Origin of the sequence: Burkholderia sp. MSMB1498 (assembly GCF_001526245.1) — a bacterium.
GTDB classification, from domain to species: domain Bacteria; phylum Pseudomonadota; class Gammaproteobacteria; order Burkholderiales; family Burkholderiaceae; genus Burkholderia; species Burkholderia savannae.
Genome location: NZ_LOYJ01000111.1, coordinates 73424 through 100116, shown reverse-complemented (window position 1 = coordinate 100116; position 26693 = coordinate 73424). Strand labels below are relative to the sequence as shown.

At 68.5% G+C, this 26693-nt stretch carries 24 protein-coding genes; 14 read left to right on the top strand and 10 right to left on the bottom strand.

Annotation, left to right across the window (positions count from 1 at the left end; genetic code table 11):
* The first annotated feature begins 100 nt into the window (after positions 1-100).
* The gene (locus tag WS91_RS25460; protein WP_038753397.1) at positions 101-739 is read left to right on the top strand and encodes a peroxiredoxin; all 639 of its coding nucleotides are present in this window, start codon (positions 101-103) and stop codon (positions 737-739) included.
* A gap of 215 nt (positions 740-954) precedes the next feature.
* Here WS91_RS25460 and WS91_RS25455 read toward each other — a convergent pair whose 3' ends face one another.
* Positions 955-2142 carry an acyl-CoA dehydrogenase gene (locus WS91_RS25455; RefSeq protein WP_038753398.1) on the bottom strand — a complete coding sequence of 396 codons (1188 nt, stop codon included), beginning with the start codon at positions 2140-2142 and terminating at the stop codon, positions 955-957.
* Positions 2143-2218: 76 nt separating this feature from the next.
* Between WS91_RS25455 and WS91_RS25450 the strand changes: the two genes are divergently transcribed.
* The gene (locus tag WS91_RS25450; protein WP_059644410.1) at positions 2219-3010 is read left to right on the top strand and encodes an IclR family transcriptional regulator; all 792 of its coding nucleotides are present in this window, start codon (positions 2219-2221) and stop codon (positions 3008-3010) included.
* A gap of 220 nt (positions 3011-3230) precedes the next feature.
* Positions 3231-3638 (top strand): GFA family protein, encoded by a 408-nt coding sequence (locus tag WS91_RS25445; RefSeq protein ID WP_038753461.1) that lies wholly within the window; start codon positions 3231-3233, stop codon positions 3636-3638.
* Between the two features lie 381 nt (positions 3639-4019).
* Here the strand turns inward: WS91_RS25445 and WS91_RS25440 are convergent, their stop codons facing one another.
* Entirely contained in the window at positions 4020-4826 is an 807-nt protein-coding gene (locus WS91_RS25440) for an EAL domain-containing protein (protein ID WP_038753400.1), read from the bottom strand.
* 256 nt (positions 4827-5082) lie between these two features.
* On the opposite strand from WS91_RS25440, the gene WS91_RS25435 reads away from it, so the two are divergent.
* The 7 genes from WS91_RS25435 to WS91_RS36350 all read left to right on the top strand — a co-directional run bounded on the left by WS91_RS25435 (position 5083) and on the right by WS91_RS36350 (position 12586).
* Positions 5083-6039, top strand: a complete 957-nt coding sequence (locus tag WS91_RS25435) for an MBL fold metallo-hydrolase (RefSeq protein WP_038753401.1) — start codon at positions 5083-5085, stop codon at positions 6037-6039.
* A 17-nt stretch (positions 6040-6056) separates the two neighbouring features.
* A complete protein-coding gene (locus tag WS91_RS25430) occupies positions 6057-7718 on the top strand; it encodes an FAD-dependent oxidoreductase (protein WP_059671295.1) in 1662 nt (553 codons plus the stop codon).
* Between the two features lie 36 nt (positions 7719-7754).
* Complete coding sequence (locus WS91_RS25425) at positions 7755-7985, top strand: DUF2783 domain-containing protein (RefSeq protein WP_038753403.1); 231 nt, start codon at positions 7755-7757, stop codon at positions 7983-7985.
* Positions 7982-9334: an MFS transporter gene (locus WS91_RS25420; RefSeq protein ID WP_059583523.1), complete on the top strand. Its 1353-nt coding sequence runs from the start codon at positions 7982-7984 to the stop codon at positions 9332-9334. The genes WS91_RS25425 and WS91_RS25420 overlap by 4 nt, the downstream gene beginning before the upstream one ends.
* Before the next feature lie 18 nt (positions 9335-9352).
* Complete coding sequence (gene hmgA, locus WS91_RS25415) at positions 9353-10687, top strand: homogentisate 1,2-dioxygenase (protein ID WP_059671259.1); 1335 nt, start codon at positions 9353-9355, stop codon at positions 10685-10687.
* Complete coding sequence (fahA, locus tag WS91_RS25410) at positions 10684-11991, top strand: fumarylacetoacetase (RefSeq protein WP_059671258.1); 1308 nt, start codon at positions 10684-10686, stop codon at positions 11989-11991. Before hmgA ends, fahA begins: the two co-directional genes overlap by 4 nt.
* A 184-nt stretch (positions 11992-12175) precedes the next feature.
* Positions 12176-12586, top strand: coding sequence for a hypothetical protein (locus WS91_RS36350; RefSeq protein WP_156432496.1), 411 nt, complete (start codon positions 12176-12178; stop codon positions 12584-12586).
* 45 nt (positions 12587-12631) lie between these two features.
* On the opposite strand, the gene WS91_RS25405 is transcribed toward WS91_RS36350, so the two are convergent.
* The 5 genes from WS91_RS25405 to WS91_RS25380 form a co-directional block, all read right to left on the bottom strand.
* A complete protein-coding gene (locus WS91_RS25405; RefSeq protein WP_331458338.1) occupies positions 12632-14053 on the bottom strand; it encodes an MFS transporter in 1422 nt (473 codons plus the stop codon).
* 536 nt (positions 14054-14589) lie between these two features.
* Positions 14590-15759 (bottom strand): MFS transporter, encoded by a 1170-nt coding sequence (locus WS91_RS25395; protein ID WP_059671257.1) that lies wholly within the window; start codon positions 15757-15759, stop codon positions 14590-14592.
* Positions 15760-15874: 115 nt separating this feature from the next.
* Positions 15875-16534 carry a 5,6-dimethylbenzimidazole synthase gene (bluB, locus tag WS91_RS25390; protein WP_059671256.1) on the bottom strand — a complete coding sequence of 220 codons (660 nt, stop codon included), beginning with the start codon at positions 16532-16534 and terminating at the stop codon, positions 15875-15877.
* A 243-nt stretch (positions 16535-16777) separates the two neighbouring features.
* Complete coding sequence (locus WS91_RS25385) at positions 16778-17782, bottom strand: 2-hydroxyacid dehydrogenase (protein ID WP_038753417.1); 1005 nt, start codon at positions 17780-17782, stop codon at positions 16778-16780.
* A 47-nt stretch (positions 17783-17829) separates the two neighbouring features.
* Positions 17830-18810, bottom strand: a complete 981-nt coding sequence (locus WS91_RS25380) for a LysR family transcriptional regulator (protein ID WP_010105992.1) — start codon at positions 18808-18810, stop codon at positions 17830-17832.
* Between the two features lie 244 nt (positions 18811-19054).
* Between WS91_RS25380 and WS91_RS36345 the strand changes: the two genes are divergently transcribed.
* The gene (locus tag WS91_RS36345; protein ID WP_156432494.1) at positions 19055-19330 is read left to right on the top strand and encodes a hypothetical protein; all 276 of its coding nucleotides are present in this window, start codon (positions 19055-19057) and stop codon (positions 19328-19330) included.
* Between the two features lie 415 nt (positions 19331-19745).
* Entirely contained in the window at positions 19746-20960 is a 1215-nt protein-coding gene (locus WS91_RS25375; RefSeq protein WP_038753420.1) for a pyridoxal-phosphate-dependent aminotransferase family protein, read from the top strand.
* 27 nt (positions 20961-20987) lie between these two features.
* Here the strand turns inward: WS91_RS25375 and WS91_RS25370 are convergent, their stop codons facing one another.
* Positions 20988-21935, bottom strand: a complete 948-nt coding sequence (locus tag WS91_RS25370; protein ID WP_038753468.1) for a helix-turn-helix domain-containing protein — start codon at positions 21933-21935, stop codon at positions 20988-20990.
* A gap of 146 nt (positions 21936-22081) precedes the next feature.
* Here WS91_RS25370 and WS91_RS25365 point away from each other — a divergent pair, with 146 nt between their 5' ends.
* Positions 22082-22972 (top strand): DMT family transporter, encoded by an 891-nt coding sequence (locus WS91_RS25365; protein WP_038753424.1) that lies wholly within the window; start codon positions 22082-22084, stop codon positions 22970-22972.
* A 681-nt stretch (positions 22973-23653) separates the two neighbouring features.
* Here WS91_RS25365 and WS91_RS25360 read toward each other — a convergent pair.
* Both WS91_RS25360 and WS91_RS38045 read right to left on the bottom strand, forming a co-directional pair.
* Positions 23654-24868: an MFS transporter gene (locus WS91_RS25360; RefSeq protein WP_059671255.1), complete on the bottom strand. Its 1215-nt coding sequence runs from the start codon at positions 24866-24868 to the stop codon at positions 23654-23656.
* Between the two features lie 81 nt (positions 24869-24949).
* Positions 24950-25174, bottom strand: coding sequence for a hypothetical protein (locus WS91_RS38045; RefSeq protein ID WP_081989932.1), 225 nt, complete (start codon positions 25172-25174; stop codon positions 24950-24952).
* On the opposite strand from WS91_RS38045, the gene xdhA reads away from it, so the two are divergent.
* Positions 25148-26665 carry a xanthine dehydrogenase small subunit gene (xdhA, locus tag WS91_RS25355; RefSeq protein WP_059671254.1) on the top strand — a complete coding sequence of 506 codons (1518 nt, stop codon included), beginning with the start codon at positions 25148-25150 and terminating at the stop codon, positions 26663-26665. The genes WS91_RS38045 and xdhA overlap by 27 nt on opposite strands.
* The last annotated feature ends 28 nt before the right edge of the window (positions 26666-26693 follow it).

The window sequence follows — 26693 nt, the reverse complement described above, 5'->3', positions numbered from 1 at the left end:
TAATCGTTCGCGCCGGCCGCGGAATCCCTTAAGCTAAAAGCTTGCCCGTGCGCATCGTGCGCCGGGGCACCCAACCCATGCAAGTTCAAGGAGCTGCAACATGAGTCTACGTCTTGGCGACACCGCGCCGGATTTCGAGCAGGATTCGAGCCTCGGTCGCATCAAATTCCATGGATGGCTCGGCAACAGTTGGGGCGTCCTGTTCTCGCATCCGGCCGACTACACGCCCGTCTGCACGACGGAGCTCGGCCTGACCGCGAAGCTCAAGGGCGAATTCGAGAAGCGCAACGTGAAGGTGATTGCGCTGTCGGTCGACAGCGTCGAGTCGCACAAGGGCTGGATCGACGACATCAACGAGACCCAGGCGACGAGCGTCGGCTTCCCGATCATCGCCGACGGCGACCGCAAGGTTTCCGAGCTGTACGACATGATTCATCCGAACGCGAACGAGACGCTCACCGTGCGCTCGCTATTCGTGATCGACCCGAACAAGAAGGTGCGCCTCATCATCACCTACCCGGCAAGCACCGGCCGCAATTTCGACGAAGTGCTGCGCGTCATCGACTCGCTGCAATTGACCGACAACTACAAGGTCGCGACGCCCGGCAACTGGAAGGATGGCGACGACGTCGTGATCGTGCCGTCGCTGCAGGACCCGGAAGAGCTGAAGCAGCGCTTCCCGAAGGGCTTCAAGGCGGTGCGTCCGTACCTGCGCCTGACGCCGCAGCCGAACAAGTGAGCGGCGTGCGCGCCGCGCGTTTTCGCGGCGTGACTGTCATGTGACGAAAAAGCCCCGGCGAGCGTGCCGGGGCTTTTTCGTTTGCGGCGACACCGAAGCGATCCGGAGGCCCCGGCCGGCGCGTGGCTGCCGCGCAATGCGCGCGGGCCTCGGCGGCGCGGGCGTCGGCCAAAGCGCAAAGCGCAAAGCCGGCCCGGATCGCGTATGCGCGAGGCTCAGAAGAACGCCTGAATGCCCGTTTGCGCGCGGCCGAGAATCAGCGCGTGGATGTCGTGCGTGCCTTCGTACGTATTCACCACCTCGAGATTCACGAGATGGCGCGCGACGCCGAATTCGTCCGAGATGCCGTTGCCGCCCAGCATGTCGCGCGCGAGGCGGGCGATGTCGAGCGCCTTGCCGCACGAGTTGCGCTTCATGATCGACGTGATCTCGACGGCCGCCGTGCCTTCGTCCTTCATCCGGCCGAGCCGCAGCACCCCTTGCAGGCCGAGCGTGATTTCGGTCTGCATGTCGGCGAGCTTCTTCTGGATCAACTGGTTGGCGGCGAGCGGCCGGCCGAACTGCTTGCGATCGAGCACGTACTGGCGCGCGGTGTGCCAGCACGATTCGGCCGCGCCGAGTGCGCCCCATGCGATGCCGTAGCGCGCCGAGTTCAGGCACGTGAACGGGCCGCGCAGGCCCTTCACGCCCGGCAGGATGTTCTCTTCGGGCACGAACGCTTCATCGAGCACGATCTCGCCCGTGATCGACGCGCGCAGCCCCACCTTGCCGTGGATCGCGGGCGCCGACAGGCCCTTCCAGCCCTTCTCGAGAATGAATCCGCGAATTTCGTCGCGGCCGTCCTCGTCGAGCTTCGCCCAGACGACGAACACGTCGGCGATCGGCGAATTCGTGATCCACATCTTCGAGCCAGACAGCGAGTAGCCGCCCGGCACCTTCTTCGCGCGCGTGACCATGCCGCCCGGATCGGAGCCGTGGTTCGGCTCGGTCAGGCCGAAGCAGCCGATCCATTCGCCCGTGGCGAGCTTCGGCAGGTACTTTTCCTTCTGAGCGTCGGAGCCGAATTCGAAGATCGGCACCATCACGAGCGACGACTGCACCGACATCATCGACCGATAGCCCGAATCGACGCGCTCGACCTCGCGCGCGATCAGGCCGTAGCTCACATAGCCGAGACCGGGGCCGCCGTACTGTTCGGGGATCGTCGGGCCGAGAAGGCCGAGCTCGCCCATCTCGCGGAAGATCGCCGTATCGGTGGTTTCGTGGCGGAACGCCTGCGTCACGCGCGGCGCGAGCTTGTCCTGCGCGTAGGCGTTCGCGGCGTCGCGCACCATGCGCTCGTCGTCGCCGAGCTGCTGGGCAAGCAGCAGCGGATCGTCCCAATGAAAGGTTGCGGCAGCCATCTCGTCATCTCCTCACTTGACTATAGTTCCGCTGTGCGGAACAATGTTTTGCAAATTGAACCCAGTGTATCACCGCATGAATTTTTCGACCATCGATGCCGACACGCTCGACGAACGCAAGTTCGTCGTCGCCCTCGCGCGGGGGCTGGATCTGCTGCGTGCGTTCAGGCCCGGCGAAACGATGCTCGGCAACCGCGACTTCGCCGAGCGGACCGGGCTGCCGAAGGCGACCGTCAACCGGCTCGCGTACACGCTCACCGTGCTCGGCTATCTGCGCTACGACGACGCGCTCGGCAAGTACGCGCTCGACGCGGGCGTGCTGTCGCTCGGCTATGCGCTGCTCGCGGGCTCCGACACGCTCGCGCTCGCGCGGCCGCACATGCAGGCGCTCGCGCGCGAGATCGGCGCGGCGGTGTCGCTCGGCTGCCGCGACGGCCTCGACATGATCTACCTCGAGACGATCCGCAGCGAGACGGCGCTGACGCTCGGGCTCGCGTCGGGGTCGCGGCTGTCGATGCTGACGAGCTCGATGGGGCGCGCGTATCTCGCCGTGCAGCCGCCCGACGCGCGCGCCGCGCTCTTCGCCGAGCTGCGCAAGACGGCGGGGAAGGGGCGGGCGGGGGCGGCGCTCGTCGAGGCGGCGGAGCGCGCGGTGGGCGAATTCGCCGTCGACGGCTGCTGCTACTCGTTTCGCGATTGGCACGGGGACGTGAACGCGGTCGCGGTGCCGTTTCGCGAGCCGCGCGAAGGGCGCTGGCTGATTCTGAGCTGCAGCGGGCCGGCGTCGTCGATGAGCGAGGACGTGTTTCGCAACCGGGTCGGCCCGAAGCTGAAGGCGCTCGCGCGGCGGCTCGGGCAACTGGGCTGAGTCGCGCGCAGGCGCGCCGCCGCGCGCCGTCCGGCCGCGCGCTGGCGCATGATGTAATGCGGCATGGTCATTCGGCGCTGCGCATTCCAACGCTTGCTTTCCGCATTTCGACGCGCCGCCGCGCACTTCGATGCAACGCGACAGCCTGGCGCGATCGGTTGTATCGTAGACCCCGCTTTCTATCGCACCGTTCAGGTGCAACGTGAACAGGATGTCCGTGATGCCGGGCTCGGAATCGTTGGAAGGCGGGTGCGCGTGCGGCGCGATTCGTTACCGGATCGCCGGCGTGCCCGCCGACGCGGGTTTCTGCCATTGTCGGCTGTGCCAGCGGACGACGGGCGCCGCCGTGCTCGCATGGGCGACGGTGCCGATCGGCGCGTTCGAGTATGTGAAGGGCGCGCCGCGCGTGTTTGCGTCGAGCGCGTGGGGCGAGCGGCGCTTTTGCGCGCAGTGCGGCGCGCAGCTCGAATATCGGCGCTCGGATGCGCCCACGACGGTCGAGGTCAACTACGCGACGCTCGACGATCCGTCGGTGATTCGGCCGAAAGCGCACACGTGGTACGCGAGCCGTATTCCGGGGCTCGAAGTGGCGGGCGATCTGGCGGTGCGCGACGACGGCGACCATTGAGCCGGCGTTGCGCGGGCGTTGCCGAGCGATGGCGATGCAGACCCCAGGCATTGCGAAATGCGCGCGTCGCGACGCAAATGCGGCGCATGCGTCGCGCGCGTCGGGAAAGCCGACGCTTATGCTTCGCGCGGTCGGCAATCGCCTCGCCCCGATCGCGGCGGCCGATGCACCGATGCACCGATGCGCGGCCGCGACGCGACAATCACGGAGGTGTCATCGCGCGTGTCGGGAAACGCGAGGCGTGACCGGCGCCCGGCGGTGGCGGCGACCGCGTCGCCCCGATTCCTCGCACGCCGCCCGGCGCGGCATCGCGCCGCGCAATCTTGCCCGCGGCGTGCTCGTTCCGCGCGGCGCACGGCGCGCCGTACGCGGCCGCCTCCGTCAGACCGCGGCCGGCTGCGAGAACACCGGCCCTTGCACGAGCCGCACGTCGTACTGACGCAGCAGCTCGAACTGCGTTTCGTCGACGACGTGATCGAAGATGAGCGGAATGCGCACGCGCTGCGCATAGCCGACGAGCGCCTTCACCATCCCTTCGCGCAGCGCGATCGCCGCATCCATCTTGATGTAGTCCGGCCGCGCCATGTCCGACTCGACGGCGAGGATGCGCCCCGGATCGGGCAGCTTGTCGGCGACCTTGAAGCCGTAGTGCTGATAACTCTTCGTCAGATAGCCGAGGAACGTCTTGTGCGCGACGGCCGCGGCCGGCAGCTCGATCACGACGCGCTCGGGCGGCAGCCCGAACCCCTTGAGCACCGTCGAGAAGTGCTTGCCGTGGTCGTACTTGACGCTCTTCAACAGCCGCTCGTGCACGCGCAGGAACAGCAGCCCGTGCCGCTGCGCGCCGAAGAAGTTGATCGCGTGCAGGCTGCGCGCGAGCCGGTCGAGCGCGACGAGCTCCTGATCGTCGGCGACGGCGTCGATCGGATCGAACGGCGCGCCGCCCAGGTACGTGACCGCCTGGAAACCCAGTTCGTCGCCGTAGCGCTCGATCGCGTCGGTGAGCGACGTCGATTGCGGCGCACCCGGCATCGACACGTCGTAGATCGGCTCGTAGACGCTCGCCAGCCTCAGGTCGCGAAGGTGCGCGTACGCGCTTTGCGCGCCGTCCTCGAGCGCGAGGTGGTCGCACAGGAACGGCAGCTTGCCCGCGCGGGCGACGAGCTCGGGAATGGTGGGCGGAACCATGGACTCCGGAAGGAAGAAAGGCGGCCGAAACGGCCGCCGCATACGAACGATAGTAGCAGCGCCGCGCGTGATTGGCTGCGTGAATTGCTCATATCGATATCGGTTCCGCGCTGGCGGTTAGGGTATACATTGATTTCACTAATCGTAATTGGTTTTACTATTCGTAAATCGCAATATTGACGCAGATCAAGCATTCGAACGCGCGGCTTGTCCGACAAAAGCGGCGCATCCCTCAATACGGAGCAAGGAGCGACAGATGGCGGGTGACAAGAAATTTGCATCGCAGGCGGACCTGACCGAGAAGCAGGTGACGTTCGAGCGCCTGTCCGAGCATGCGTACGCGTATACGGCGCAAGGCGATCCGAACACGGGGATCATCATCGGCGACGACGCGGTGCTCGTCGCCGACACGCAGGCGACGCCCGTAATGGCCGAGGACGTAATCCGCCGAATCCGCGAAGTCACCGACAAGCCGATCAAGTACGTGCTGCTCACGCACTATCACGCGGTGCGCGTGCTGGGCGCATCCGCGTACGGCGCCGACCACGTGATCGCGAGCCAGGACACGTACGAGCTCATCGTCGAGCGCGGCGCGGCCGACATGAAGAGCGAGATCGAGCGCTTTCCGCGCCTGTTCCGCTCGGTCGAATCGGTGCCCGGCCTCACGTGGCCGACGCTCACGTTCAAGGGCGAGATGACGCTCCGGCTCGGCAAGCTCGAAGTGAAGATCATGCAGCTCGGGCGCGGGCACACGAAGGGCGACACGGTCGTCTGGCTGCCGCAGGAGAAGGTGCTGCTGTCGGGCGACCTCGTCGAGTACGGCGCGACGCCGTACGCGGGCGACGCGTACTTCCAGGACTGGCCGGCGACGCTCGACGCGATCGCGGCGCTCGAGCCCGAGAAGCTCGTGCCGGGCCGCGGCGCGGCGCTGAAGACGCGCGAGGAAGTCGCGGACGGGCTCGCCGGCACGCGCGCGTTCGTGAGCGAGCTGTACGCGAAGGTGAAGTCGGGCGCGGCGTCGGGCAAGGACCTGAACGCGATCTACAAGGAAACGTACGCGGCGCTCAAGCCGAAGTTCGGCGACTGGGTGATTTTCGATCACTGCATGCCGTTCGACGTGACGCGCGCGTTCGACGAGGCCACGCAGCATCCGGACCCGCGGATCTGGACGGCCGAGCGCGACAAGGAAATGTGGCACACCCTCGAAGGCTGAGCGTGGCGGGCGGCATCATGACCATCGATTATCAGACGCTGAAGTTCGACTATCGCCCGCGCGCGGCCGGTGCGGACGAAGGCGAGCCGCATCCGGCCGTCGTCGTCGGCGCGGGGCCCGTCGGGCTCGCGGCCGCGATCGATCTCGCGCAGCAGGGCGTGCCCGTCGTGCTGCTCGACGACGACGACACGCTGTCGAGCGGCTCGCGCGCGATCTGCTTCGCGAAGCGCACGCTCGAGATCTTCGATCGCCTCGGCTGCGGCGAGCGGGTCGCGCAGAAGGGCGTGGGCTGGCACGTCGGCAAGGTGTTCCTGCAGGACGAGCTGATCTACGCGTTCGATCTGCTGCCGGAAGTGGGGCACGCGCGGCCCGCGTTCGTCAATCTGCAGCAGTACTACGTCGAAGGCTATCTGGCCGAGCGCGCGCTCGAGCTGCCGAACCTCGACCTGCGCTGGAAGAGCCGCGTGACGGGCATCCGGCAGACGCCCGATCACGCGGAGCTCGACGTCGACACGCCGGACGGGCCGTACACGCTGCGCGCGCGCTACGTGATCGCGGCCGACGGCTCGAAGAGCCCGCTGCGTGCGATGATGGGCCTCGACAGCCGCGGCCGCACGTTCAAGGACCGCTTCCTGATCGCCGACGTGAAGATGAGCGCGCCGTTTCCGGCCGAGCGCTGGTTCTGGTTCGATCCGCCGTTCCATCGCAATCAGTCGGTGCTGCTGCACCGGCAGCCGGACGATGTGTGGCGCATCGATTTTCAGCTCGGCTGGGACGCCGATCCCGTCGCCGAGAAGGCGCCGGAGCGCGTGATTCCGCGCGTGCGCGCGCTGCTCGGGCCGAACGTCGAGTTCGAGCTCGAATGGGTGAGCGTCTACACGTTCCGCTGCCAGCGGATGGACAGCTTCCGCCACGGCCGCGTGCTGTTCGCGGGCGATTCCGCGCACGGCGTGTCGCCGTTCGGCGCGCGCGGCGCGAACAGCGGCGTGCAGGACGCCGACAACCTCGCATGGAAGCTGAAGCTCGTGCTCGACGGCCGCGCGCCGGATCGCCTGCTCGACACGTATGCGCGCGAGCGCGAATTCGCGGCCGACGAGAATATCCGCAATTCGACGCGCTCGACCGATTTCATCACGCCGAAGAGCCCGATCTCGCGCGTGTTCCGCGACGCGACGCTCAAGCTCGCGCGCGACTGCGAATTCGCGCGCAAGCTCGTCAACAGCGGCCGGCTGTCGGTGCCCGCCGTGCTCGCCGACTCGCGGCTCAACACACCCGATCAGGCGGGCGACACGTTCGAGCGCGCGCCGGTTCCGGGCGCTGTCGCGCCGGATGCGCCCGTGCTCGCGGACGGCGAGCCCGGCTGGCTGCTGCAGCATCTGAAAGGCGGCTTCGTCGGCCTGCTGTTCGGCTCGATCGGCGACGCGCCCGCGCTCGTCGACGCGACGCGCGGCCACGCGCTGCCCGTCGCGCCCGTGCTCGTCGTGCCGAAGGGCGGCGCGCGCGCGGTGGCGGGCGTCGACGTGATCGAGGACAGCGAAGGGCTCGCCGCGCAGCGCTACGACGCGCATCCCGGCACGTTCTATCTGCTGCGCCCGGACCAGCACGTGTGCGCGCGCTTTCGCACGGCGGACGCGGGCGCGGTGCGCGCGGCGCTCGCCCGCGCGATCTGCAACGCGTGACCGAACCAGCTACCGACCGAGACCAGGAGACACACGATGCACCTCGACACCCGCTTGCGTCTATCCGATCCGGACGCGTTCTACGAGGCGCTGATCGACATGCACCGCGACCTGCCCGACAGCGAGAGCCAGATCGTCAACGCGAAGCTGATCCTGCTGCTCGCGAACCAGGTCGGCGATCTCGACGTGCTGCGCGAGGCGATGGCGCTCGCGCGCAGCGGCGCGGCCACGCTCGACGGCGCGCCCGGCGCGCCGGCGCTGCAATGACGGCGGCGGCCGGCGCGCGCGTGCTCGAAATCGAGCGCGTGATCGACGACATGCATCGGCCCGCGTTTCACGCGATGCTGCTCGCGCTCTGCGGGCTGTGTCTCGTGATCGACGGCTTCGATGCGCAGGCGATGGGCTACGTCGCGCCGAGCGTGATCGCCGAGTGGGGCGTGAAGAAGCAGGCGCTCGGGCCCGTCTTCAGCGCGAGCCTGTTCGGCATGCTGCTCGGCGCGCTCGGCCTGTCGGTGCTCGCCGATCGCATCGGCCGGCGGCCGGTGCTGATCGGCGCGACGCTGTTCTTCGCGCTTACGATGCTCGCGACGCCGTTCGCGACGTCGATCCCGATGCTGATCGCGCTGCGCTTCGTGACGGGCCTCGGGCTCGGCTGCATCATGCCGAATGCGATGGCGCTCGTCGGCGAATGCAGCCCGGGCGTGCACCGCGTGAAGCGGATGATGATCGTGTCGTGCGGCTTCACGGCCGGCGCGGCGCTGGGCGGCTTCGTCAGCGCCGCGCTGATTCCGGCGTTCGGCTGGCGCGCGGTGTTCTTCGTCGGCGGCGCGGTGCCGCTCGCGCTTGCGGCCGCGATGGCCGCTCGCCTGCCGGAATCGCCGCAACTGCTCGTGCTGCGGGGCCGGCACGAAGCGGCGCGCGCGTGGCTCGCGAGGTTCGCGCCGCAACTCGCCGTGCCGCCCGACACGCGGCTCGTCGTGCGCGAGGCGGCGCCGAAGGGCGCGCCCGTTGCCGAACTGTTCCGCGCGGGGCGCGCGGGCGTCACGCTGTTGCTGTGGGCGATCAACTTCATGAACCTGATCGACCTGTATTTCCTGTCGAACTGGCTGCCGACCGTGATGCGCGACGCGGGCTACGCAAGCGGCACGGCCGTCATCGTCGGCACGGTGCTGCAGACGGGCGGCGTGATCGGCACGCTGTCGCTCGGCTGGTTCATCGAACGGCACGGCTTCATGCGCGTGCTGTTCGCGTGCTTCGCGTGCGCGACGATCGCGGTCGGCATGATCGGCTCGGTCGCGCATGCGTTCGTCTGGCTGCTCGCAGCCGTGTTCGTCGGCGGCTTTTGCGTCGTCGGCGGACAGCCCGCGGTCAACGCGCTCGCGGGCCATTATTACCCGACGTCGCTGCGCTCGACGGGCATCGGCTGGAGTCTCGGCGTGGGCCGCGCCGGCTCCGTGCTCGGGCCGCTCGTCGGCGGGCAACTGATCGCGCTCGGCTGGTCGAACGACGCGCTGTTCCACGCGGCGGCCGTGCCGGTGCTGTGCTCGGCCGTCCTCGTGATCGGCCTCGCGAGCGTGACGCGGCGGCGCGGCGCGGCCGCGCCGAACGTCGCTTGAATGGAGAGAACGACAATCATGACACTGGATTTATCGAAACCGGGCGAAGCCGGCTACCAGAGCGGCTTCGCGAACGAATTCGCGACCGAGGCGCTGCCGGGCGCGCTGCCGCACGCGCGCAACTCGCCGCAGCGCGCGCCGTACGGGCTTTATGCGGAGCAGTTGTCCGGCACCGCGTTCACCGCGCCGCGCGGTCACAACCGCCGGTCGTGGCTGTACCGAATCCGGCCCGCCGCCGTGCATCGGCCGTTCGAGCTCGTGTCCGGCGAGCGCCGGATCGTCGCCGACTTCGGCGATTCGGACGACGTGCCGCCGACTCCGCCGAACCAGTTGCGCTGGGACCCGCTGCCGATGCCCGCGCAGTCGACCGATTTCGTCGACGGCTGGGTGACGATGGCGGGCAACGGCTCGGCCGCCGCGATGAGCGGCTGCGCGATCCACCTGTACGCGGCGAACCGCTCGATGCGCGAGCGCTTCTTTTACAGCGCGGACGGCGAGCTCTTGATCGTGCCGCAGGAAGGGCGGCTTTTCATCATGACGGAGCTCGGCCGCCTCGACGTCGAGCCGTTCGAGATCGCGGTGATTCCGCGCGGCGTGCGCTTTGCGGTCGCGCTGCCGGATGGGCACGCGCGCGGCTATGTTTGCGAGAACTTCGGCGCGCTGCTGCGGCTGCCGGACCTCGGGCCGATCGGCTCGAACGGGCTGGCGAATCCGCGTGACTTTCTCGCGCCGAGAGCGTCGTACGAAGACCGCGAAGGCGCGTTCGAACTCGTCGCGAAGCTCAACGGCCGGCTCTGGCGCGCGGACATCGATCATTCGCCGTTCGACGTCGTCGCGTGGCACGGCAACTACGCGCCGTACAAGTACGATCTGCGTCACTTCAACACGATCGGCTCGATCAGCTACGACCATCCCGATCCGTCGATCTTCCTCGTGCTGCAGTCGCAAAGCGACACGCCGGGCGTCGATGCGATCGACTTCGTGATCTTCCCGCCGCGCTGGCTCGCGGCCGAGGACACGTTCCGCCCGCCGTGGTTCCACCGCAACGTCGCGAGCGAATTCATGGGGCTCGTGCACGGCGCGTACGACGCGAAGGCGGAAGGCTTCGTGCCGGGCGGCGCGAGCCTGCACAACTGCATGTCGGGCCACGGGCCGGATGCGGACACGTTCGAGAAGGCGTCGGCGATCGACACGTCGAAGCCGAACAAGGTCGGCGATACGATGGCGTTCATGTTCGAGACCCGCACGCTGATTCGCCCGACGCGCTTCGCTCTCGACACCGCGCAACTGCAGGCGAATTACTTCGAATGCTGGCAAGGCCTCAAGAAGCACTTCAATCCGGAGCAACGATGAGCGCTACCCCCGACGAACTGCGCGCGAGCCTCGATCCTTCGCGCAAGAGCTGGCTCGACGCGGCGAACGACGCCGCGTGCGATTTTCCGATCCAGAACCTGCCGTTCGGCATCTTCAGCGATGCGCGCCATCCGGAGAAGCGCGCGGGCGTCGCGCTCGGCGATGCGATCGTCGATCTCGCCGAGCTCGCGCGCGCGGGCCTGTTGACGGTGGAGGGCGGGGCGGCCGTGTTCGAGCGGCCGGCGCTCAACGATTTCATCGCGCTCGGCCGCGATGCGTGGCGCAGCGTGCGCGTCCAGCTGAGCGCCCTTTTCGAGTGCGGCTGCGCGCGGCTGCGCGACGACGCTGCGTTGCGCGCGCGCGCGCTCGTCGCGCAGCGCGACGCGACCCTCCATCTGCCCGTCGACATTCCCGGCTACACCGATTTTTATTCGTCGAAGGAACACGCGACGAACGTCGGCTCGATGTTTCGCGATCCGAAGAACGCGCTGTTGCCGAACTGGTCCGAGATGCCGATCGGCTACAACGGCCGCGCGTCGTCGGTCGTCGTGAGCGGTACGCCGGTGCGCCGGCCGAACGGGCAACTGAAGCTGCCGGACAGCGACCGCCCGGTGTTCGGCGCGTGCCGCAAGCTCGATATCGAGCTCGAGACGGGCTTCATCGTCGGCCGCGGCAGCGCGCTCGGCGAGCCGATCGCGTGCGAGGACGCGGAGTCGCACATTTTCGGCGTGGTGCTCCTGAACGACTGGAGCGCGCGCGACATCCAGCAATGGGAATACGTGCCGCTCGGGCCGTTCAACGCGAAGACGTTCGCGACGTCGATCTCGCCGTGGATCGTCACGCTCGACGCGCTCGAGCCGTTCCGCACCGAGCAGCCGAAGCAGGCGCCGGAGCCGCTCGCGTATCTGCGCCACGGCGGCGAGCATGCGTTCGACGTCGAACTCGAAGTGCGGCTGAAGCCGGAAGGCGCGGCCGGCGCGACGACGATCTCGCGCACGAACTTCAAGCACATGTACTGGACGATGGCGCAGCAGCTCGCGCATCACACGGTGTCGGGCTGCAACACGCGGGTCGGCGACCTGATGGGCTCGGGCACGATCAGCGGGCCGACGAAGGATTCGTTCGGCAGCCTGCTCGAGCTGACGTGGAACGGCAAGGAGCCCGTCGCGCTCGCGAGCGGCGGCGTGCGCGCGTTCATCGAGGACGGCGACGAGCTGACGCTCGCCGGCTGGTGCCAGGGCGACGGGTATCGCGTCGGCTTCGGGACGTGCGTCGGGAAGATTCTGCCGGCGTCGAAGGGGTGACAGCGTAGTGAGGGGAGACGGTCGTGCCGCCCGGCGAGCAGTGTCGCGGGGCGGGCTGTGCGAGCGGTCGAATCGGGCGCTTGCGGCTTCGGTGCTGCAAGCGCCCGTGTCGTTTGGGCGGGTGCGTCGGGGCGGTCCGGTGTCCGGGCGGAGGGGGCGTTGCAACGCGGTGGCGGGATGTCGTTTGCTGCGTCATGCGCGGCGCTTCATGCGTCGTATGCTTCGAATTTCGAATTTCGAATTTCGAATTTCGAACCTCGAACCTCGAACCTCGAACCTCGAACCTCGAAGCCAGAAGCCAGAAGCCAGAAGCCAGAAGCCAGAAGCCAGAAGCCAGAAGCCAGAAGCCAAGAGCTCGATGTCGGAAATTGCAAATTCCGAAGTTGGAGCTTGGCACAAGGTATTCTGCACCGTGCGTTGCTCGGCTCGGCTCGGCATTCAGCATTCAGCATTCAGCATTCAGCATTCAGCATTCAGCATTCAGCATTCAGCATTCAGCATTCAGCATTCGAACGCCGGAAGCGAGAAGTTTCAAACCGCGCAAGACATTGCCAAATCCCGAGCGACCATGCGCACTCGTCCATTCTTTCGCTGACGACAGCGGACTCGCGGCCGCGAACGTCCGCAGTTCCGATTTGCGTCACCGCTCCTGCCGAGCCGCGTGCATCGGCAACGTTCGTCGCTCCCAAAGCGCGGCGACGATAAACGCGAGCGCCGACACGATCAGCACGCCGACCAGCGCATCGCCGCCGAGCTGCTCCATCAGCGCGCCGGCGACGAGCGGTCCGCCGAAGCTCGCCGCGCTCCACGACGCGGACACGAGCGAGCTCGCCGTCACGAGCGCCGAGCCGCGGAAGCGCTCGCCGCACGCGACGAGCGACAGCGTGTAGACGCTGCCCGCCGCCGCGCCGAGCACGAAGAGGAGCGGCCAGCAGAGCCACGGCGTCGCGACGACGACGGGCAACAGCGGCAGCAGCGCGAGCACGACGCAACCCGCGCCGATATGCACGCGCTCTCGGCCGAGCTTGTCGGCGAGCCAGCCGATCGGGAATTGCATCGCGGTGTCGCCGAACAGCAGGATCGCCGCGAGCAGCACGGCCGTTCCGCTCGCGACGCCGCGCTCCATCGCGAAGAGCGGCAGCAGCGAGAGGGCGAGCGTGTCGAACAGCGCGAAAAACGCGGTGCCGATGACGAGCGCGGGCATCTTCGGCATCACGCGCGTCCAGCGGTCGTGCGCCTCGTGATGCGGCTCGTCGCCGACAGGCGTCTTGCGGATCGACGCGAGCGACGGCAAGGCGAGCAGGAAAAGCGCGCCGCTCAGCGCGAAACGCACGTTCGTCATCCCGGCGATCTGGCTGACGAGCACGGGGCCCGCCATCTGGAACAGCGTGAAATTCGTCGCGTAGATCGCGACGACGCGCCCGCGCGTCGCATCGTCGGCGAGCTGGTTGACCCACGCTTCGCCGATCGTGAAGAGCAGCATCAACGCGGCGCCGCAGACGACGCGCAGCACGCCCCAGACGGCGAGGCTCGACGTGAACTGCATCAGGATGGTCGCCGCGGCGAGCATGAGCACCGACGCGACGATCACTTGCCGTCCGCCGAAGCGCTTCGTGATCGCCGACACGAACGGCACGACGACGAGGCCGCCGCCCGCCTGCGCGGCGGTCAGCATGCCGACGATGTTGGTGCCGTGGCCCGCCTCGGTGAGCGCGAGCGCGGTGAGGGGGAGGGTGGCGCCCGTGCCGAGGCCGACGACGGCGACGCTGAGAATGAGCGCGAGAAAATCGCGGGTGAGGATCGTTTTCATGACGGCCGTGATGCTACACCGGGGAGCGGAATCGCTCCATCGAGATGCGTGCCGCGCGACGCGGCGACGCCGATGCCGATGCCGATGCCGATGCCGATGCCGGGGCTGCGCGGAGGCGGAGCGTGCGTGGTGGAGGCAGCCGGGCTCGATGCTGCGCCGGCCGTGTGTCGCGCGGTCGTATGGACGGACGGCGGCGCCTGCCCGATTCACGCATGCCGTACCGGGCCGATGATCGCACGCGACGCGCGGCATTCTCGGCATATGCGAAAAAGCGCAAATGTCCGACGCGCGGCGGCGCGGTGCGAGTCGCGCACGCCGGCCGACCGGCATTCGAATGCGCGGAGCCCAACCGGGAGCCGCGCGTGATACGAGACTTCGGCGAAAAGCGGGATGCTCGCTGCGCGGCGGCGCGGTGCGAGTCGCGCACGCCAGCCGACCGGCATTCGAATGCGCGGAGCCCAACCTAGGCCGCGTGTGATACGAGACTTCGGCGAAAAGCGGAAATGCCCGATGCTTGACGGCGCGACGCGATTCGCGCCTTTCGATGCGTCGACGTTCGCTTGCGCGGCGAGCCAATCGCCCAAGCCGGACCGGCGCGCCGCGCATGCGATCACGTCGCGCGGCCGACGGCCACGTCGATCGGCAGCGCGCCGTTCGTCGAGCGCGATTCAACGGGGCGATCGATCCGTTGCCGGCGGCGCATCATCCGGCCTGCCGCGCGCCGTTCGTCACACGACCGGCGCGCGGGCGCGCCGCGCAGCGAATCGCTGCCTCGCGCGCTCCGCGCATCAGGCGCATTCGGCCGGCCCCGGCACCGCGCGCCGTTCGAGCGACGCCGACCACAGCGTGAGCGCGAGCGCCGCCATCGCGAGCACGGCGCCCGCCCACGGCAGCTTCGCGAGCGGCACGCCCGCGTGGATCGCGGTGCCGCCGAGCCACGCGCCGAGCGCGTTGCCGAGATTGAACGCGCCCTGGTTGAGCGTCGACGCGAGATTCGGCGCGTGGCTCGCGCGGTCGACGATCAGGATCTGCAGCGGCGGCACGATCGCGAACGCGAGCACGCCCCACGCGAAGATCGTCACGAGCGCGGGCAGTGGCGTACGCATCGTGCCCGCGAACGCGGCGAGCACGACGCCGATCGCCGCGAGCGTCGCGACGAGCGACGGCATCCGCCGCCAGTCGGCGAGCTTGCCGCCGACGGTGCCGCCGACCGTCAGGCCGAGGCCGAAGAGCAGCAGCACGAGCGTGACGTCGTGCGGCGTGAAGCCCGTCACGTCCTCGAGGATCGGCGTGATGTACGTGAACACGGTGAAGAGGCTCGCCGACGCGAGCACGCTGATGCCGAGCACCATCAGCACCTGCGGATTGCGCAGCACGCCGAATTCGCGCGCGATGCCGGCGGCGGGCATCGCGAGGCGCTTCGGCACGCAGACGGCGAGCGCTGCTGCCGCGAGCGCGCCGATGCCGGTGACGGCCCAGAACGTCGCGCGCCAGCCGAACGCCTGGCCGAGCGCGGTGCCGAGCGGCACGCCGAGCACGTTCGCGAGCGTGAGGCCGGTGAACATCAGCGCGATCGCCTGCGCGCGCTTGTTCGGCGCGACGAGGCTGCTCGCCACGACCGAGCCGATGCCGAAGAACGCGCCGTGGCAGAACGCGGTGACGACGCGCGCGATCATCAGCGCCGTGTAGCCGGGCGCGATCGCGCAAAACAGGTTGCCGACGATGAACACGCCGATGAGCGAAAGCAGCGCCGCCTTGCGCGGCATCTTCGCGGTGACGACGGCGAGAATCGGCGCGCCGATCGTCACGCCGAGCGCGTAGCCGGACACGAGCATGCCCGCCGCCGGAATCGACACGCCTAGGTCGCGCGCGACGTTCGGCAGGAGGCCCATGATGACGAACTCGGTGGTACCGATACCAAACGCGGCAACGGCAAGGGCGAAGAGGGGCAGCGGCATGGACGACTCGCGGGAGGGCCGCCGCCTCCGGCGCCGCGGGATGCGGCGCGCCGATGGAAGCGAGCGGGACAGCCGCGATTTTATCTCAGGGAAAACCCCTGTGTTTAGGGCCTGATCAGGTGTTGCGCGCAGGCGTCGGCGCGGTGTCCCAGCCGTTCTCGTACAGGCATTCCTCGAGCGGCATCCGCGTGGCCCACCGCTCTTCCTCGAGCATCGGCTTCGCGTAGAACGCGTCGACGTGGCCGAGGCATAGCACGGCGATCGGCTTCGCGCCGTCGGGCATCGCGAGCAGCCGGCGTAGCGCGTCGACGTCGAAGAGCGACACCCAGCCCATCCCGAGCCCCTCGGCGCGCGCGGCGAGCCACATGTTCTGGATCGCGCAAGCGGCCGACGCGAGATCCATCTCCGGCAGCGTGCGGCGGCCGAACACGTGCCGCTCGCGCCCGTCGGCGAGCGCGGCGACGAGGAGCTCGCCGCATTCGCGCACGCCTTCGACCTTCAGCCGCATGAATTCGTCGTGCCGCTCGCCGAGCGCGTCGGCGGTCGCGCGGCGCTCGGCGTCGACGAGTGCGTGAATGCGCTCGCGAAGCGCGGGGTCGGTCACGCGGATGAAGCGCCACGGCTGCATGAAGCCGACGCTCGGCGCGTGATGCGCGGCGCGCAGCAGGCGCGCGAGAACGGCGGGATCGACCGGGGCGGACGTGAAATGGCGCATGTCGCGCCGCTCGAAGATCGCCCGGTAGACGGCGGCGATCGCGGGTTCGTCGAAACGCATGGTGAACTGGCGAAACGGGTGGAGGCGAAGAATCGCCGCAACGATAGCAGACTCGCGCGGCGCGCCAATAAGGGGTTTAGCCGACGGGGCCCGACCCGCCGAATCGGCGTGCCGGAGCACGACGCAAGGTCCGCGGCCCACGGCGTGAGGCGCAAGGCCCAAGGCGCAAGGCCCAAGGCCCAAGATCCAAGGCCCATACGGCCTACGCCGCACTGCCCACGGCGCGTCCGCCCCCGCTCGCCGTCAGCCCTGCTGCACCGCGTCGACGACGTTTCGCGGCGCGCCGTCCTGCCATGCGCGGATGTTCGACAGCGTCGTATGCGCGATCTCCGCGAGCGCCTCGCGCGTGAAGAACGCCTGGTGCGACGTGACGATCACGTTCGGGAACGTGAGCAGCCGCGCGAGCACGTCGTCCTGCAGCGGGCGATCCGAATGGTCTTCGAAGAAGAGCCCGCTTTCCTCCTCGTAGACGTCGAGCCCGAGATGCCCGAGCTGGCCCGTCTTCAGCGCGTCGATCAGCGCCTGCGTGTCGACGAGGCCGCCGCGGCTCGTGTTGATCAGCATCGCGCCCGGCTTCATCCGGGCGAGCGCGCCGGCGTCGATCAGGTGATGGGTGGCGGGCATCAGCGGGCAGTGCAGGCTCACGATGTCCGATTCGGCGAGCAACTGCTCGAGCGGCACGTAGCGCACGCCGAGCGCGATCAGCGCGTCGTCGTGCGGCGGCAGCGAATGCGCGAGCACGCGCATTCCGAAGCCCGCCACGATCCGCGCGAACACGCTGCCGATAAGGCCCGTGCCGATTACGCCGACCGTCTTGCCGAAGAGATCGAAGCCGAGCAGCCCGTTCAGCGAGAAGTCGCCTTCGCGGGTGCGCGCGACGGCGCGCGGCAGGCGGCGGTTGAGCGCGAGGATCAGCGCGACCGCGTGCTCGGCGACCGCATGCGGCGAGTAGGCGGGCACGCGCACGACGATGAGCCCGAGCCGGGCCGCCGCCGCGAGGTCGACATGGTTGAAGCCCGCCGAGCGCAGCGCGATGAGGCGCGTGCCGCCCGCGGCGAGCGCCTCGAGCACGGCGGCGTCGAGGGTGTCGTTGACGAACGGGCAGACGACCTCGTAGCCGCGCGCGAGGATCGCCGTCTCCGCGTCGAGATGGGAAGGCTGGAAATGCAGCCGGTAGCCGAACGACTGGTTGGCGGCATCGAACGAATCGTGGTCGTACTGCCGGCTGCTGAAAAGAATCACGCGCACGCTTTGCCTCCGGTAAAGGGTGCGCATTAGTTTACTTCAGCCGAGCGTCACTGGAGCCCCGTGACGACGTCGGGGCGCTTCGCCGTGCCGGCCTCGCGCATGAAGTAGTGGCCGTTCGTCTCGGTCTTCTGGCCGCCGAGGTGGTACAGCGCGTGCTCGACGAAGCTGCGGGTGCGCGCCGGCAGGAACTGGCGGTTCGGATAGACGATCGACAGCTGCGTGTCGGGATCGTCGATCCGGTAGTCGCCGAGAATCCGCACGAGCTCGCCGCTTTCCAGCGCGTCGGCGATGTAGCTTTCCGGCAGCACCGAGATGCCGGTGCCGGCGAGCGTCGCCGCGCGCACCATCGATGCGCTGTTGACCGTGTAGACGGGCTGCAGCGACACGACGTGCGTGAAATGGTCCGGATCGACGAAGCGCCAGGTCGACGAGTGCTGGTCGGCCGGCAGCGCGATGCACGCATGGCGGACGAGATCGTCGGGCCGGTGCGGCGCGCCGTGCCGTTCGATGTATGAAGGCGCGGCGCACAGCGCGAGCGTGTTCGGCATCAGCGGATGGCCGATCAGCGCCGGGTTGCCGTCGAGGCGGCCGCCCGTGACGAGGCCGGCGTCGTAGCCGGCTTCGATCACGTCGAGCGGCCCTTCGGTCAGCGTCAGCTGCACGCGGACCTTCGGGTACTGACGCCGGTAGCTGTCGACGAGGGGCGTGACCCGGCCGGGCGACAGCAACCCGGACACGGCGACGCGCAACGTGCCGACGGGCTCATGAACCGCCCGCTCGACGGATGCCTCGAGCTGATCGAACTCCTCGAGCAGCGCCCGGCAGCCGTCGAGGTAGCGGATGCCCGCTTCCGTCAGCGACAGATTGCGCGTCGTGCGATGGATGAGGCGCGTGTTCAGATGTGTCTCGAGCATCGCGATCGAACGCGTGACGAGCGCATTCGATACGCCGAGTTTCCGCGCCGCTCGCCGGAAGCTCTGCAGTTCTGCAACACATACGAAAACACGCATGGTCTGGATTTGGTTCATAGCTTTCGTTGGCCCATTAAATGATTATGTTGTGTTTTTCGCCTTCGATCATGGCAAGCCGCCGGCTGTCGGATCAGCACAGAACTTGTCTTAAATATCGAATCATCGAAGGCTGGGCAAATTGTTCAATAAGCTGAGTGCATCAGTCAACTAAATAATTATTTCATCTCGAATGTAATAAATCGGTCGTTGGGATCGGCGATCCCTATTTGCGGGGTGTGAACCGATTCCGAGATTTGCGCCGATGATATTCGACGAATGCGACAGTTTTAATCCCTGCGAGGCGTCCGCGCGGCGCGGCCGGCGCGGTACCGTTTCCAGTACGGTACTCCGCTGGTTCGGAGTGCGCAGCGCCGTGCGGCGCACGCCGTTCGAGCATTTTTCCGGGGATTTTTGTGAGCGGATTGCAATGCGGTCTAAGGTTCTTTTCCGGCGCGGAACAAATAAATTTGCTGCATCGCATCGAATGGTTAATGCAAGCTTTTTCGAAAAGCTTGACGGTTCGGGTTGCAAAAAATGATTTTTCGATTTAGTGGGAGGCGGATTTGATGACGATTTGGCCTATTCGGACGGCGCGGGTGGGAATTTTCCGGGGGCGTCGCGCGAGAAAAGCGCCGGCGGCCGAATAAGAAGAAAGGCGGGCCGCGGCGGGCGTCAAGTGCTGATGCGTCGCAGGCGGGCCGTCGACGACCGCGGGCGACGGCGGGCGCGGCGAGCGGCGAACCCGGTTCGCCGCGCCCCCGGGGCGGCCGCGGCCGGCTCGCGGCAACGCAGGTGCGCGGGCGAAGCGGGCCGGCAGGATGCGTCGCCGCGCTGCCCGCCGCCGCCGTCGCGCCCATCCGAAGCTCGCGTCGATCAAAACACTTGCGTATTGCAACGGTTCGCGGAATGATCGATCGATCACCGTATTCTCAACCCGTTGTTCCGCTCAGCTCATGTCCACGACCGATCATTCGCCGATTCCCTGTCCCGTCGTCGTCCCGCTCGACGCGATTCTGCCCGAAGAACCGCTCCTCATGATGGGCGCGGGCCCCGTGCCGATCCCGGCGGCGGTGGCGAAGGCGAACACGATCGTGATCAATCACCTGGGCGCGACGATGGCGAAGATCATCGAGCAGGTGAAGGAAATGGCCCGCTACGTGTTCCAGACGCGCACGAAGTGGGTGCTGGGCGTCGCGGGCCCCGGTTCCGCGGCGATGGAGATGGCGATCTCGAATCTCGCGTGGCCCGGCACCCGGGTGCTGTCGGTCAAGAACGGCTTCTTCAGCGCGCGGATGGCCGAGATGGCGACGCGCGTCGGCGCGAGCGTCGCGTCGATCGACGTGCCAGATCGCGCCGTGGCGAGCCTCGACGAGATCGCCGACGCGATCGCGCGCGAGCGCCCGGAGATCGTCACGATCGTCCACGGCGAGACGTCGAACACGGTGTGGAACCGCCATCTGAAGGCAATCGCGACGATCGCGAAGGCGGCGGGCGCGCTCGTCGTCGTCGACGCCGTCTGCACGCTGTCGACGATGCCGCTCGACATGGACGCGTGGGGCATCGACGCGGTGATCACGGGCGGGCAGAAGGGGCTGTCGTCGATTCCGGGCGTGTCGCTGATCGCGTTCTCCGACGCCGCGTGGGAGCGGATGAAGAGCCGCCCGGCGCCGAACACGCACTGGTGCCTCGACATGGCGCTCGCCGAGAACTTTTGGCACAACGCCGGTTATCACTACACGGCGCCCGTGTCCGGCGTGCTCGCGCTGCACGAGGCGTTGCGGCTCGTCTGCGCGGAGACGCTCGAGAACCGCTACGCGCGGCATCTGCGCTGCTCGCTCGCGCTGCAGGCGGGCATCACCGGAATGGGGCTCGAGCTTTACGCGCCCGAGTCGTGCCGGCTGAACTCGGTGGTCGGCATCGCCGTGCCGGACGGGCTCACGCCGGGGCTCATCTGCGGACACATCTCGAAGCAGTACCAGGTCGAGATTTCGGGCTCGTTCGGCCTGCCGATCGTGCGCATCGGCCAGATGGGCGAGCAATGCCGCGAGCACAATCTGTTCCGCACGCTGCACGCGTTCGGCCGCACGATGATCGATCTGAAGGCGCCCGTCGATCTGCCGGCGGGCGTCTCGGCGCTCGAGCAGGCGCTGTCGGGGCGCGGCGAGTGACGCGACGCGCGGGGATGTCCGGGCCGGCTATGCGGCCTGCATCGCCCGGCGGTACTCGCCCGGCGTCGCGCCGTGCGCATCGCGGAAGCGGTGGCTGAAGTGCGCGGCGTTCGCGTAGCCGCACCGCGCGGCGACCTGCGCGAGCGGCAGCGACGTCGCGCGCAGCAGCGTGCGCGCGCGAACGAGGCGCTGTTGCGCGATCCACGCGTGCGGCGCACGGCCGAACGATACGCGGAACATGCGCGAGAAGTGGTATTCGGACAGCGATGCGAGCGCCGCGAGCTCGCCGAGCGTCATCGGCTGCGTCAGGTACGTGTCGATGTAGTCGCGCACGCGGCGGCGCACGGCCGGCGCGAGCCCGCCCTTGAACGGCGTGTCGGCGCACGTCATGCTTTGCCCGCGCAACAGCAGGCTCAGCACTTCGTGCGAGGTTTCGTTCACGCGCAGCCGGCCGTCGGCGTCGTCCCAGCGCTCGAGCGCGAGCGAGCGGCATAGCGCGGCGACGCGCGCATCCTCGAAATACGTGCGATCGGCGAGCTTCAGCTCGCGCGGCTCGCGGTCGAGCTCGCGGATCGCGCGCTGCGCGAAGTGCTCCGGCAGGAAGTACAGGTGGACGAAATGCATTTCGCCGCGCACCCACCAGCGCGACTCATGATCGCCAGGCAGCGCGCAGAGCAGGCTCGGCGCGCCGTAGCGCGCGACCTTCTGCCGCTCGGTGCGGTAGCCGCCGTCCAGATAGCACGACAGCGTGTGATGGCCGGGCTGCGCGTAGACCGTTTCGCTTTCCTCAGTGATGCGCGTCCACTCGGCGATCGCGAGGTGATCGCCGAGCCATGCGAAGCGTTCGAGCGTCGCGTTCGCCTCGGCGAGCGTCCGGCAGACGGACTGCAGGCCGAACGGCACCTCGTCGCCGACGAAATCGGCGGCGGGCACGGACAGGCGCGCATCGAGCGCAGGCGTGGAGGGCGTATGCATGATGGGGCGAGTATAAGCGTGCGCGCGCGTGCACGGCCCGCCCAGGTGCAAATGACCGCAATTCCAGACAATCGGCGCCGGATGCGCGGCGGCATAGTCGGAATCGTGTTTCCGAATCCGATTCCGTTTCTGCTTTCGAATCCGCCATGAATCTGTCGCTTTACGTCGTCACCGTGCTGATCTGGGGCACCACCTGGATCGCGATCAAATGGCAGCTCGGCAGCGTGCCGCCGCCCGTGTCGATCGCGTGGCGCTTCTGGCTCGCGGCGGCGGCGATGTTCGTGCTGTTGCGCGTGATGCGCCGGCCGGTCCGGCCGCCGCGCGAAGCGTGGCGCTATCTCGCCGCGCAGGGCCTCGCGCTCTTCTGTCTCAATTTCCTGTGCTTCTACTATGCGGAGCAGGTCGTGCCGAGCGGCCTCGTCGCCGTGGTGTTCTCGACCGCGCCGCTGCTGAACTCGATCAACGGACGCGTGTTCATGGGGCGGCCGCTGCGGCCGTCCGCGGTTGCCGGCGCGCTGCTCGGCCTGGCGGGCATCGCGTGCCTGTTCTGGCAGCAGATGGCGGGGCACGTCGACGATCGCGCGACCTGGATCGGCCTCGCGATCGCGTTTGCGGGCACGATGTGCTTCTCGGCGGGCAATCTGCTGTCGAGCCGCATGCAGTCGATGGGACTTCATCCGCTCGCGACCAACGGCTGGGCGATGCTGATCGGCGCGACGATCGTGACCGTCGGCAGCGTCGCGGCCGGGCTGCCGCTCGCGATCGACACGAGTCCGCGCTATCTCGGCGCGCTCGTCTATCTCGCGGTGCCCGGCTCGGTGATCGGGTTCACCGCGTACCTGACCCTCGTCGGCCGGATCGGGCCGGAACGCGCGGCCTATTGCACGGTGCTGTTTCCGATCGTCGCGCTCGCCGTATCGACCGTGTTCGAGGGATATCGATGGTCGTCGCTCGCGGTGCTCGGGTTGATGCTCGTCGTCGCCGGGAATCTGGTCGCGTTCGATCTGACGCGGCGGCTCTTCGTGCGAGCCGCCTGAACGGGCGGCGCACCGTGCGGCGCGCGGTCCGTGCGGTGCATCCGATGCGGGGACGGCGGCGCGGTGCGTGCGGTCGAAGTCGTCTGCGACGGATACTGTTGCGCCGCCGACCGCCGACCGCCGACCGCCGACCGCCGACCGCCGACCGCCGACCGCCGACCGCCAACCGCGATTGTCGCCAATCGCCCAACAACTAAACGCCAGTCGTTCAAGCCTGCCGACAGTCGGTGCGCCCACCGACGATCAGCCGCCGTCGATCGTTAATCGCCACTCAATCGCGAGCCTCTGGCAGGCTGTTGAAAAACTACTTTGAAGGGGGGGCTCGCAGACGGTTTCGCGGGTCGTCTACCTCTTCCCGAAGTCGCGCGAGCGGCTTGTAGAGCGTTTTACGAGGGCGGAAATTTTCAGCCGTAGTCCTCGCGAGAGAATTTCAGCAGCCTGCTAGCCACCGGCCGCCGTTTCCATTCGATTCATCACTCGCGGGCGCGCTCGCGCATCGCGACGGGCCGACGCAGCGGCTAGGCCAACACCCCCCGGCGGCCCGCAAGCTCGCTTGCGCGAAGGCGCGATGGTCGCATGAAACAAAGCCGCCCGAGATGCGCGGGCGGCTTCTTGGTTTTCTCGCTCTATGGTCGAGTCGCGGCCGGCCCTTCGTCCGGTCGAGCGCCGCGCGGCAGGCGTTCAGGCCGCCGCGCCGCTGCCGGACAAGCGCGCCTGCCGCTGATACAGCACCGTCGACAGCGCGACGCCCGCCGCCGCCGCGACGGCCGCGCACAGGAACACCTGCGGATAGCCGAACGCGCCCGCGACGTAGCCGGCGAGCGGCCCCGTGATCCCGAGCGACAGATCGAGGAACACCGAATACGCGGACAGCGCCGCGCCGCGGCTCGCGGGCGGCACGAGCGCGACCGCCTCGACGCCGAGCGCCGGGAAGATCAGCGCGAAGCCGAAGCCCGTCAGCGCCGCGCCGACGAGCGCGACGTGCGGCACGGGCGCGAGCCACAACATCAGCAGGCCCGCCGATTCGAACGCGAACGACACGATCGCGACGCGGAACCCGCCGTGCGTCTTGATCGTGTTCGCGAACAGCAGGCGCGCGCCGATGAAGAGCATGCCGAACACGGTCAGCGACAGCGCCGCGTTCGGCCAGTGGCGCTCCGCGTAGTAGAGCGTGATGAACGTCGCGATCGAGCCGAAGCCGGCCGAGCCGAGCGCGAGGCCGAGGCCGTGCGGCAGCACGCGGGTGAACACGCTCGCGTACGACATCCGCTCGCCATGCACGAGCGGCACGGGCGCGATCAGCCGGGCGAGGTAATAGCCGAGCGCCGCGAGCGCGATCACGAGCACGCCGAGCACGGCGGGAATCAGCGCATGCGAGATCGCGACGCCGACGGGCGCGCCGATCGCGAGCGCGCCGTACGTCGCGATGCCGTTCCACGAGATCACCCGCGCGTTGTTCGCGGTGCCGACGCGGCCGATTCCCCACAGGATCGCGCCCGTGCCGACGAGGCTTTCCCCGACGCCGAGCACGAGCCGGCTCGCGACGAGCAGCGCGATGCTCGCGGCCGGCCAGCGCACGAATGCGAAGGCGGACAGCAGCAGCGCGCCGCTCGCGCCGCATGCGGCGAGCCCGCGCAGCACGGTGCGCTTCGGGCCGAGCGTGTCCGCGAAGCGTCCGGCGAGCGGCCGCGACGCGAGCGTCGCGAAGTACTGCACGCTGATCGCCGCGCCCGCGATGATCGCGGAAAAGCCGAGCTCGTCATGGACGAAGCCGGGCAGCACCGCGAGCGGCAGGCCGATCGTCAGGTAGCAGACGAACGTAAACGAAACGACGGAAACGATCTGCAGCGTCGTCGCGAACGCGCTGCGCGGGGAGGGGGCGGAATCGGCGGACATTGGGGGACGGAACGAAGACGCGCATCCATTTGATGCGAAAGCCGAATTTTTACATGGAACCGGTTTTCTTGCATGTACCGCTTAGTTAAACGGTGTGCAAAGCGGCATATCGTCGCAGCGATATAAGCCGCATGCGCGCTCGGCTATGGGTTCCGGAATTTGACGGTGATAGCGTGCGAAATATGACGAAGACGCCGACGGCGGCGGTGCGCGCGCCGCTTGAGCACGGCGCGCGCCGCCGCCGTCCGGGCGTGTCCCCATTTTCGAGAACGACGCAACATGAGTGAGCCGATCCGTTTCTACCATCGTCAGGCGATCCGCGAAATCGGCGGCGCGAACGTCACCCGCACGGTGCTTCAGTATCTGCGCGAGGACGCGCGTTGCACCGGCACGAAGGAAGGCTGCGCGGAAGGCGACTGCGGCGCGTGCACGGTCGTCGTCGGCGAGCTGAACGACGCGGGCGGCGTCGATTTCAAGGCGGTCAACGCGTGCATCCAGTTCCTGCCGACGCTCGACGGCCGCGCGCTCTTCACGGTCGAGGATCTGCGCCAGCCGGACGGCACGCTGCATCCGGTGCAGGACGCGCTCGTCGAATGCCACGGCTCGCAGTGCGGCTTCTGCACGCCGGGCTTCGCGATGTCGATGTGGGCGCTGTACGAGACGCACGGGCACGAAGCGTCGCGCACGGGCCGGACGACGCCGTCGCGCGCCGAGATCGCCGACGCGCTGACGGGCAATCTGTGCCGTTGCACCGGCTACCGGCCGATCGTCGACGCGGCCGTGCGGATGTTCGACGCGCCGCCGCCGAAGGCGAGCGTCGACGTCGCCGCGCTCGCGCGCACGCTCGCGTCGCTGCGCCGCGACGACACGTTCCACTACGAGCACGCGGGCCAGTCGTTCGACGCGCCGCGCACGCTCGACGCGCTCGCGCGGCTGAAGGCCGACAAACCGGCCGCGCGCGTGCTAGCGGGCAGCACCGACATCGGCCTGTGGGTGACCAAGCAGTTGCGCGAGCTGGGCGACGTGATCTACGTCGGCCAGGTGGGCGAGCTGCGCCGGATCGTCGAGCGCGACGAGTGGATCGAGATCGGCGCGGGCGCGACGGTGGAGGCCGCGTACGCGGCGCTCGCCGCGCACTACCCGGAACTGACGGAGATGTGGAAGCGCTTCGCGTCGCTGCCGATCCGCAACGCGGGCACGATGGGCGGCAACGTCGCGAACGGCTCGCCGATCGGCGATTCGATGCCCGGCCTCATCGCGCTCGGCGCGCGCGTCGTGCTGCGCGGCGGCGAGGCCGTGCGCGAGCTGCCGCTCGAGGATCTGTATCTCGGCTACCAGAAGACGGACATGGCCGGGCACGAGTTCGTCGCCGCGCTGAAGGTGCCGAAGCGCACCGGCGCGCGCGCGAACCTGCGCTTTCGCACGTACAAGGTGTCGAAGCGCTTCGATTCCGACATCTCGGCCGTTTGCGCGGCGTTCGCGTTCATCGCCGACGGCGACGCGATTCGCGCGCCGCGCGTCGCGTTCGGCGGGATGGCCGCGACGCCGAAGCGCGCGCCGCACGCGGAGCGCGCGCTCGAGAACGCCGTCTGGGACGAGGCCGCCGCGCTCGCCGCGATGCGCGCGCTCGAGAGCGACTATGCGCCGCTCACCGACATGCGCGCGACGAGCGCGTATCGGCTCGAGACCGCGAAGAACCTGCTGTACCGCTTCTGGCTGGAGACCCGCCCGCACGATCCGCTGCCCGCATCGGCCGTGAACGTGCGCGAAGTCGCCGCCGAGCCGGCCGCCTCCTGACCGATCGACGCCAAGCGGAGCCATCGCA

Excerpts from the sequence above, each read along its gene's own strand:
- WS91_RS36345 (WP_156432494.1), top strand. The coding sequence starts at position 19,055 with ATGATATTCGACGAATGCGACAGTTTTAATCCCTGCGAGGCGTCCGCG.
- fahA (WP_059671258.1), top strand. The coding sequence starts at position 10,684 with ATGAGCGCTACCCCCGACGAACTGCGCGCGAGCCTCGATCCTTCGCGC.
- bluB (WP_059671256.1), bottom strand. The coding sequence starts at position 16,534 with ATGCGTTTCGACGAACCCGCGATCGCCGCCGTCTACCGGGCGATCTTC.
- WS91_RS25455 (WP_038753398.1), bottom strand. The coding sequence starts at position 2,142 with ATGGCTGCCGCAACCTTTCATTGGGACGATCCGCTGCTGCTTGCCCAG.
- WS91_RS25370 (WP_038753468.1), bottom strand. The coding sequence starts at position 21,935 with ATGCATACGCCCTCCACGCCTGCGCTCGATGCGCGCCTGTCCGTGCCC.
- hmgA (WP_059671259.1), top strand. The coding sequence starts at position 9,353 with ATGACACTGGATTTATCGAAACCGGGCGAAGCCGGCTACCAGAGCGGC.
- WS91_RS25430 (WP_059671295.1), top strand. The coding sequence starts at position 6,057 with ATGACCATCGATTATCAGACGCTGAAGTTCGACTATCGCCCGCGCGCG.
- WS91_RS25360 (WP_059671255.1), bottom strand. The coding sequence starts at position 24,868 with ATGTCCGCCGATTCCGCCCCCTCCCCGCGCAGCGCGTTCGCGACGACG.
- WS91_RS25425 (WP_038753403.1), top strand. The coding sequence starts at position 7,755 with ATGCACCTCGACACCCGCTTGCGTCTATCCGATCCGGACGCGTTCTAC.
- WS91_RS25395 (WP_059671257.1), bottom strand. The coding sequence starts at position 15,759 with ATGCCGCTGCCCCTCTTCGCCCTTGCCGTTGCCGCGTTTGGTATCGGT.
- WS91_RS38045 (WP_081989932.1), bottom strand. The coding sequence starts at position 25,174 with ATGGTAGAAACGGATCGGCTCACTCATGTTGCGTCGTTCTCGAAAATG.
- WS91_RS25405 (WP_331458338.1), bottom strand. The coding sequence starts at position 14,053 with ATGCCGCGCGTCGCGTGCGATCATCGGCCCGGTACGGCATGCGTGAAT.
- WS91_RS25435 (WP_038753401.1), top strand. The coding sequence starts at position 5,083 with ATGGCGGGTGACAAGAAATTTGCATCGCAGGCGGACCTGACCGAGAAG.
- WS91_RS25365 (WP_038753424.1), top strand. The coding sequence starts at position 22,082 with ATGAATCTGTCGCTTTACGTCGTCACCGTGCTGATCTGGGGCACCACC.
- WS91_RS25445 (WP_038753461.1), top strand. The coding sequence starts at position 3,231 with ATGCCGGGCTCGGAATCGTTGGAAGGCGGGTGCGCGTGCGGCGCGATT.
- WS91_RS25420 (WP_059583523.1), top strand. The coding sequence starts at position 7,982 with ATGACGGCGGCGGCCGGCGCGCGCGTGCTCGAAATCGAGCGCGTGATC.
- WS91_RS25460 (WP_038753397.1), top strand. The coding sequence starts at position 101 with ATGAGTCTACGTCTTGGCGACACCGCGCCGGATTTCGAGCAGGATTCG.
- WS91_RS25375 (WP_038753420.1), top strand. The coding sequence starts at position 19,746 with ATGTCCACGACCGATCATTCGCCGATTCCCTGTCCCGTCGTCGTCCCG.
- WS91_RS25440 (WP_038753400.1), bottom strand. The coding sequence starts at position 4,826 with ATGGTTCCGCCCACCATTCCCGAGCTCGTCGCCCGCGCGGGCAAGCTG.
- WS91_RS25380 (WP_010105992.1), bottom strand. The coding sequence starts at position 18,810 with ATGAACCAAATCCAGACCATGCGTGTTTTCGTATGTGTTGCAGAACTG.
- xdhA (WP_059671254.1), top strand. The coding sequence starts at position 25,148 with ATGAGTGAGCCGATCCGTTTCTACCATCGTCAGGCGATCCGCGAAATC.
- WS91_RS25450 (WP_059644410.1), top strand. The coding sequence starts at position 2,219 with ATGAATTTTTCGACCATCGATGCCGACACGCTCGACGAACGCAAGTTC.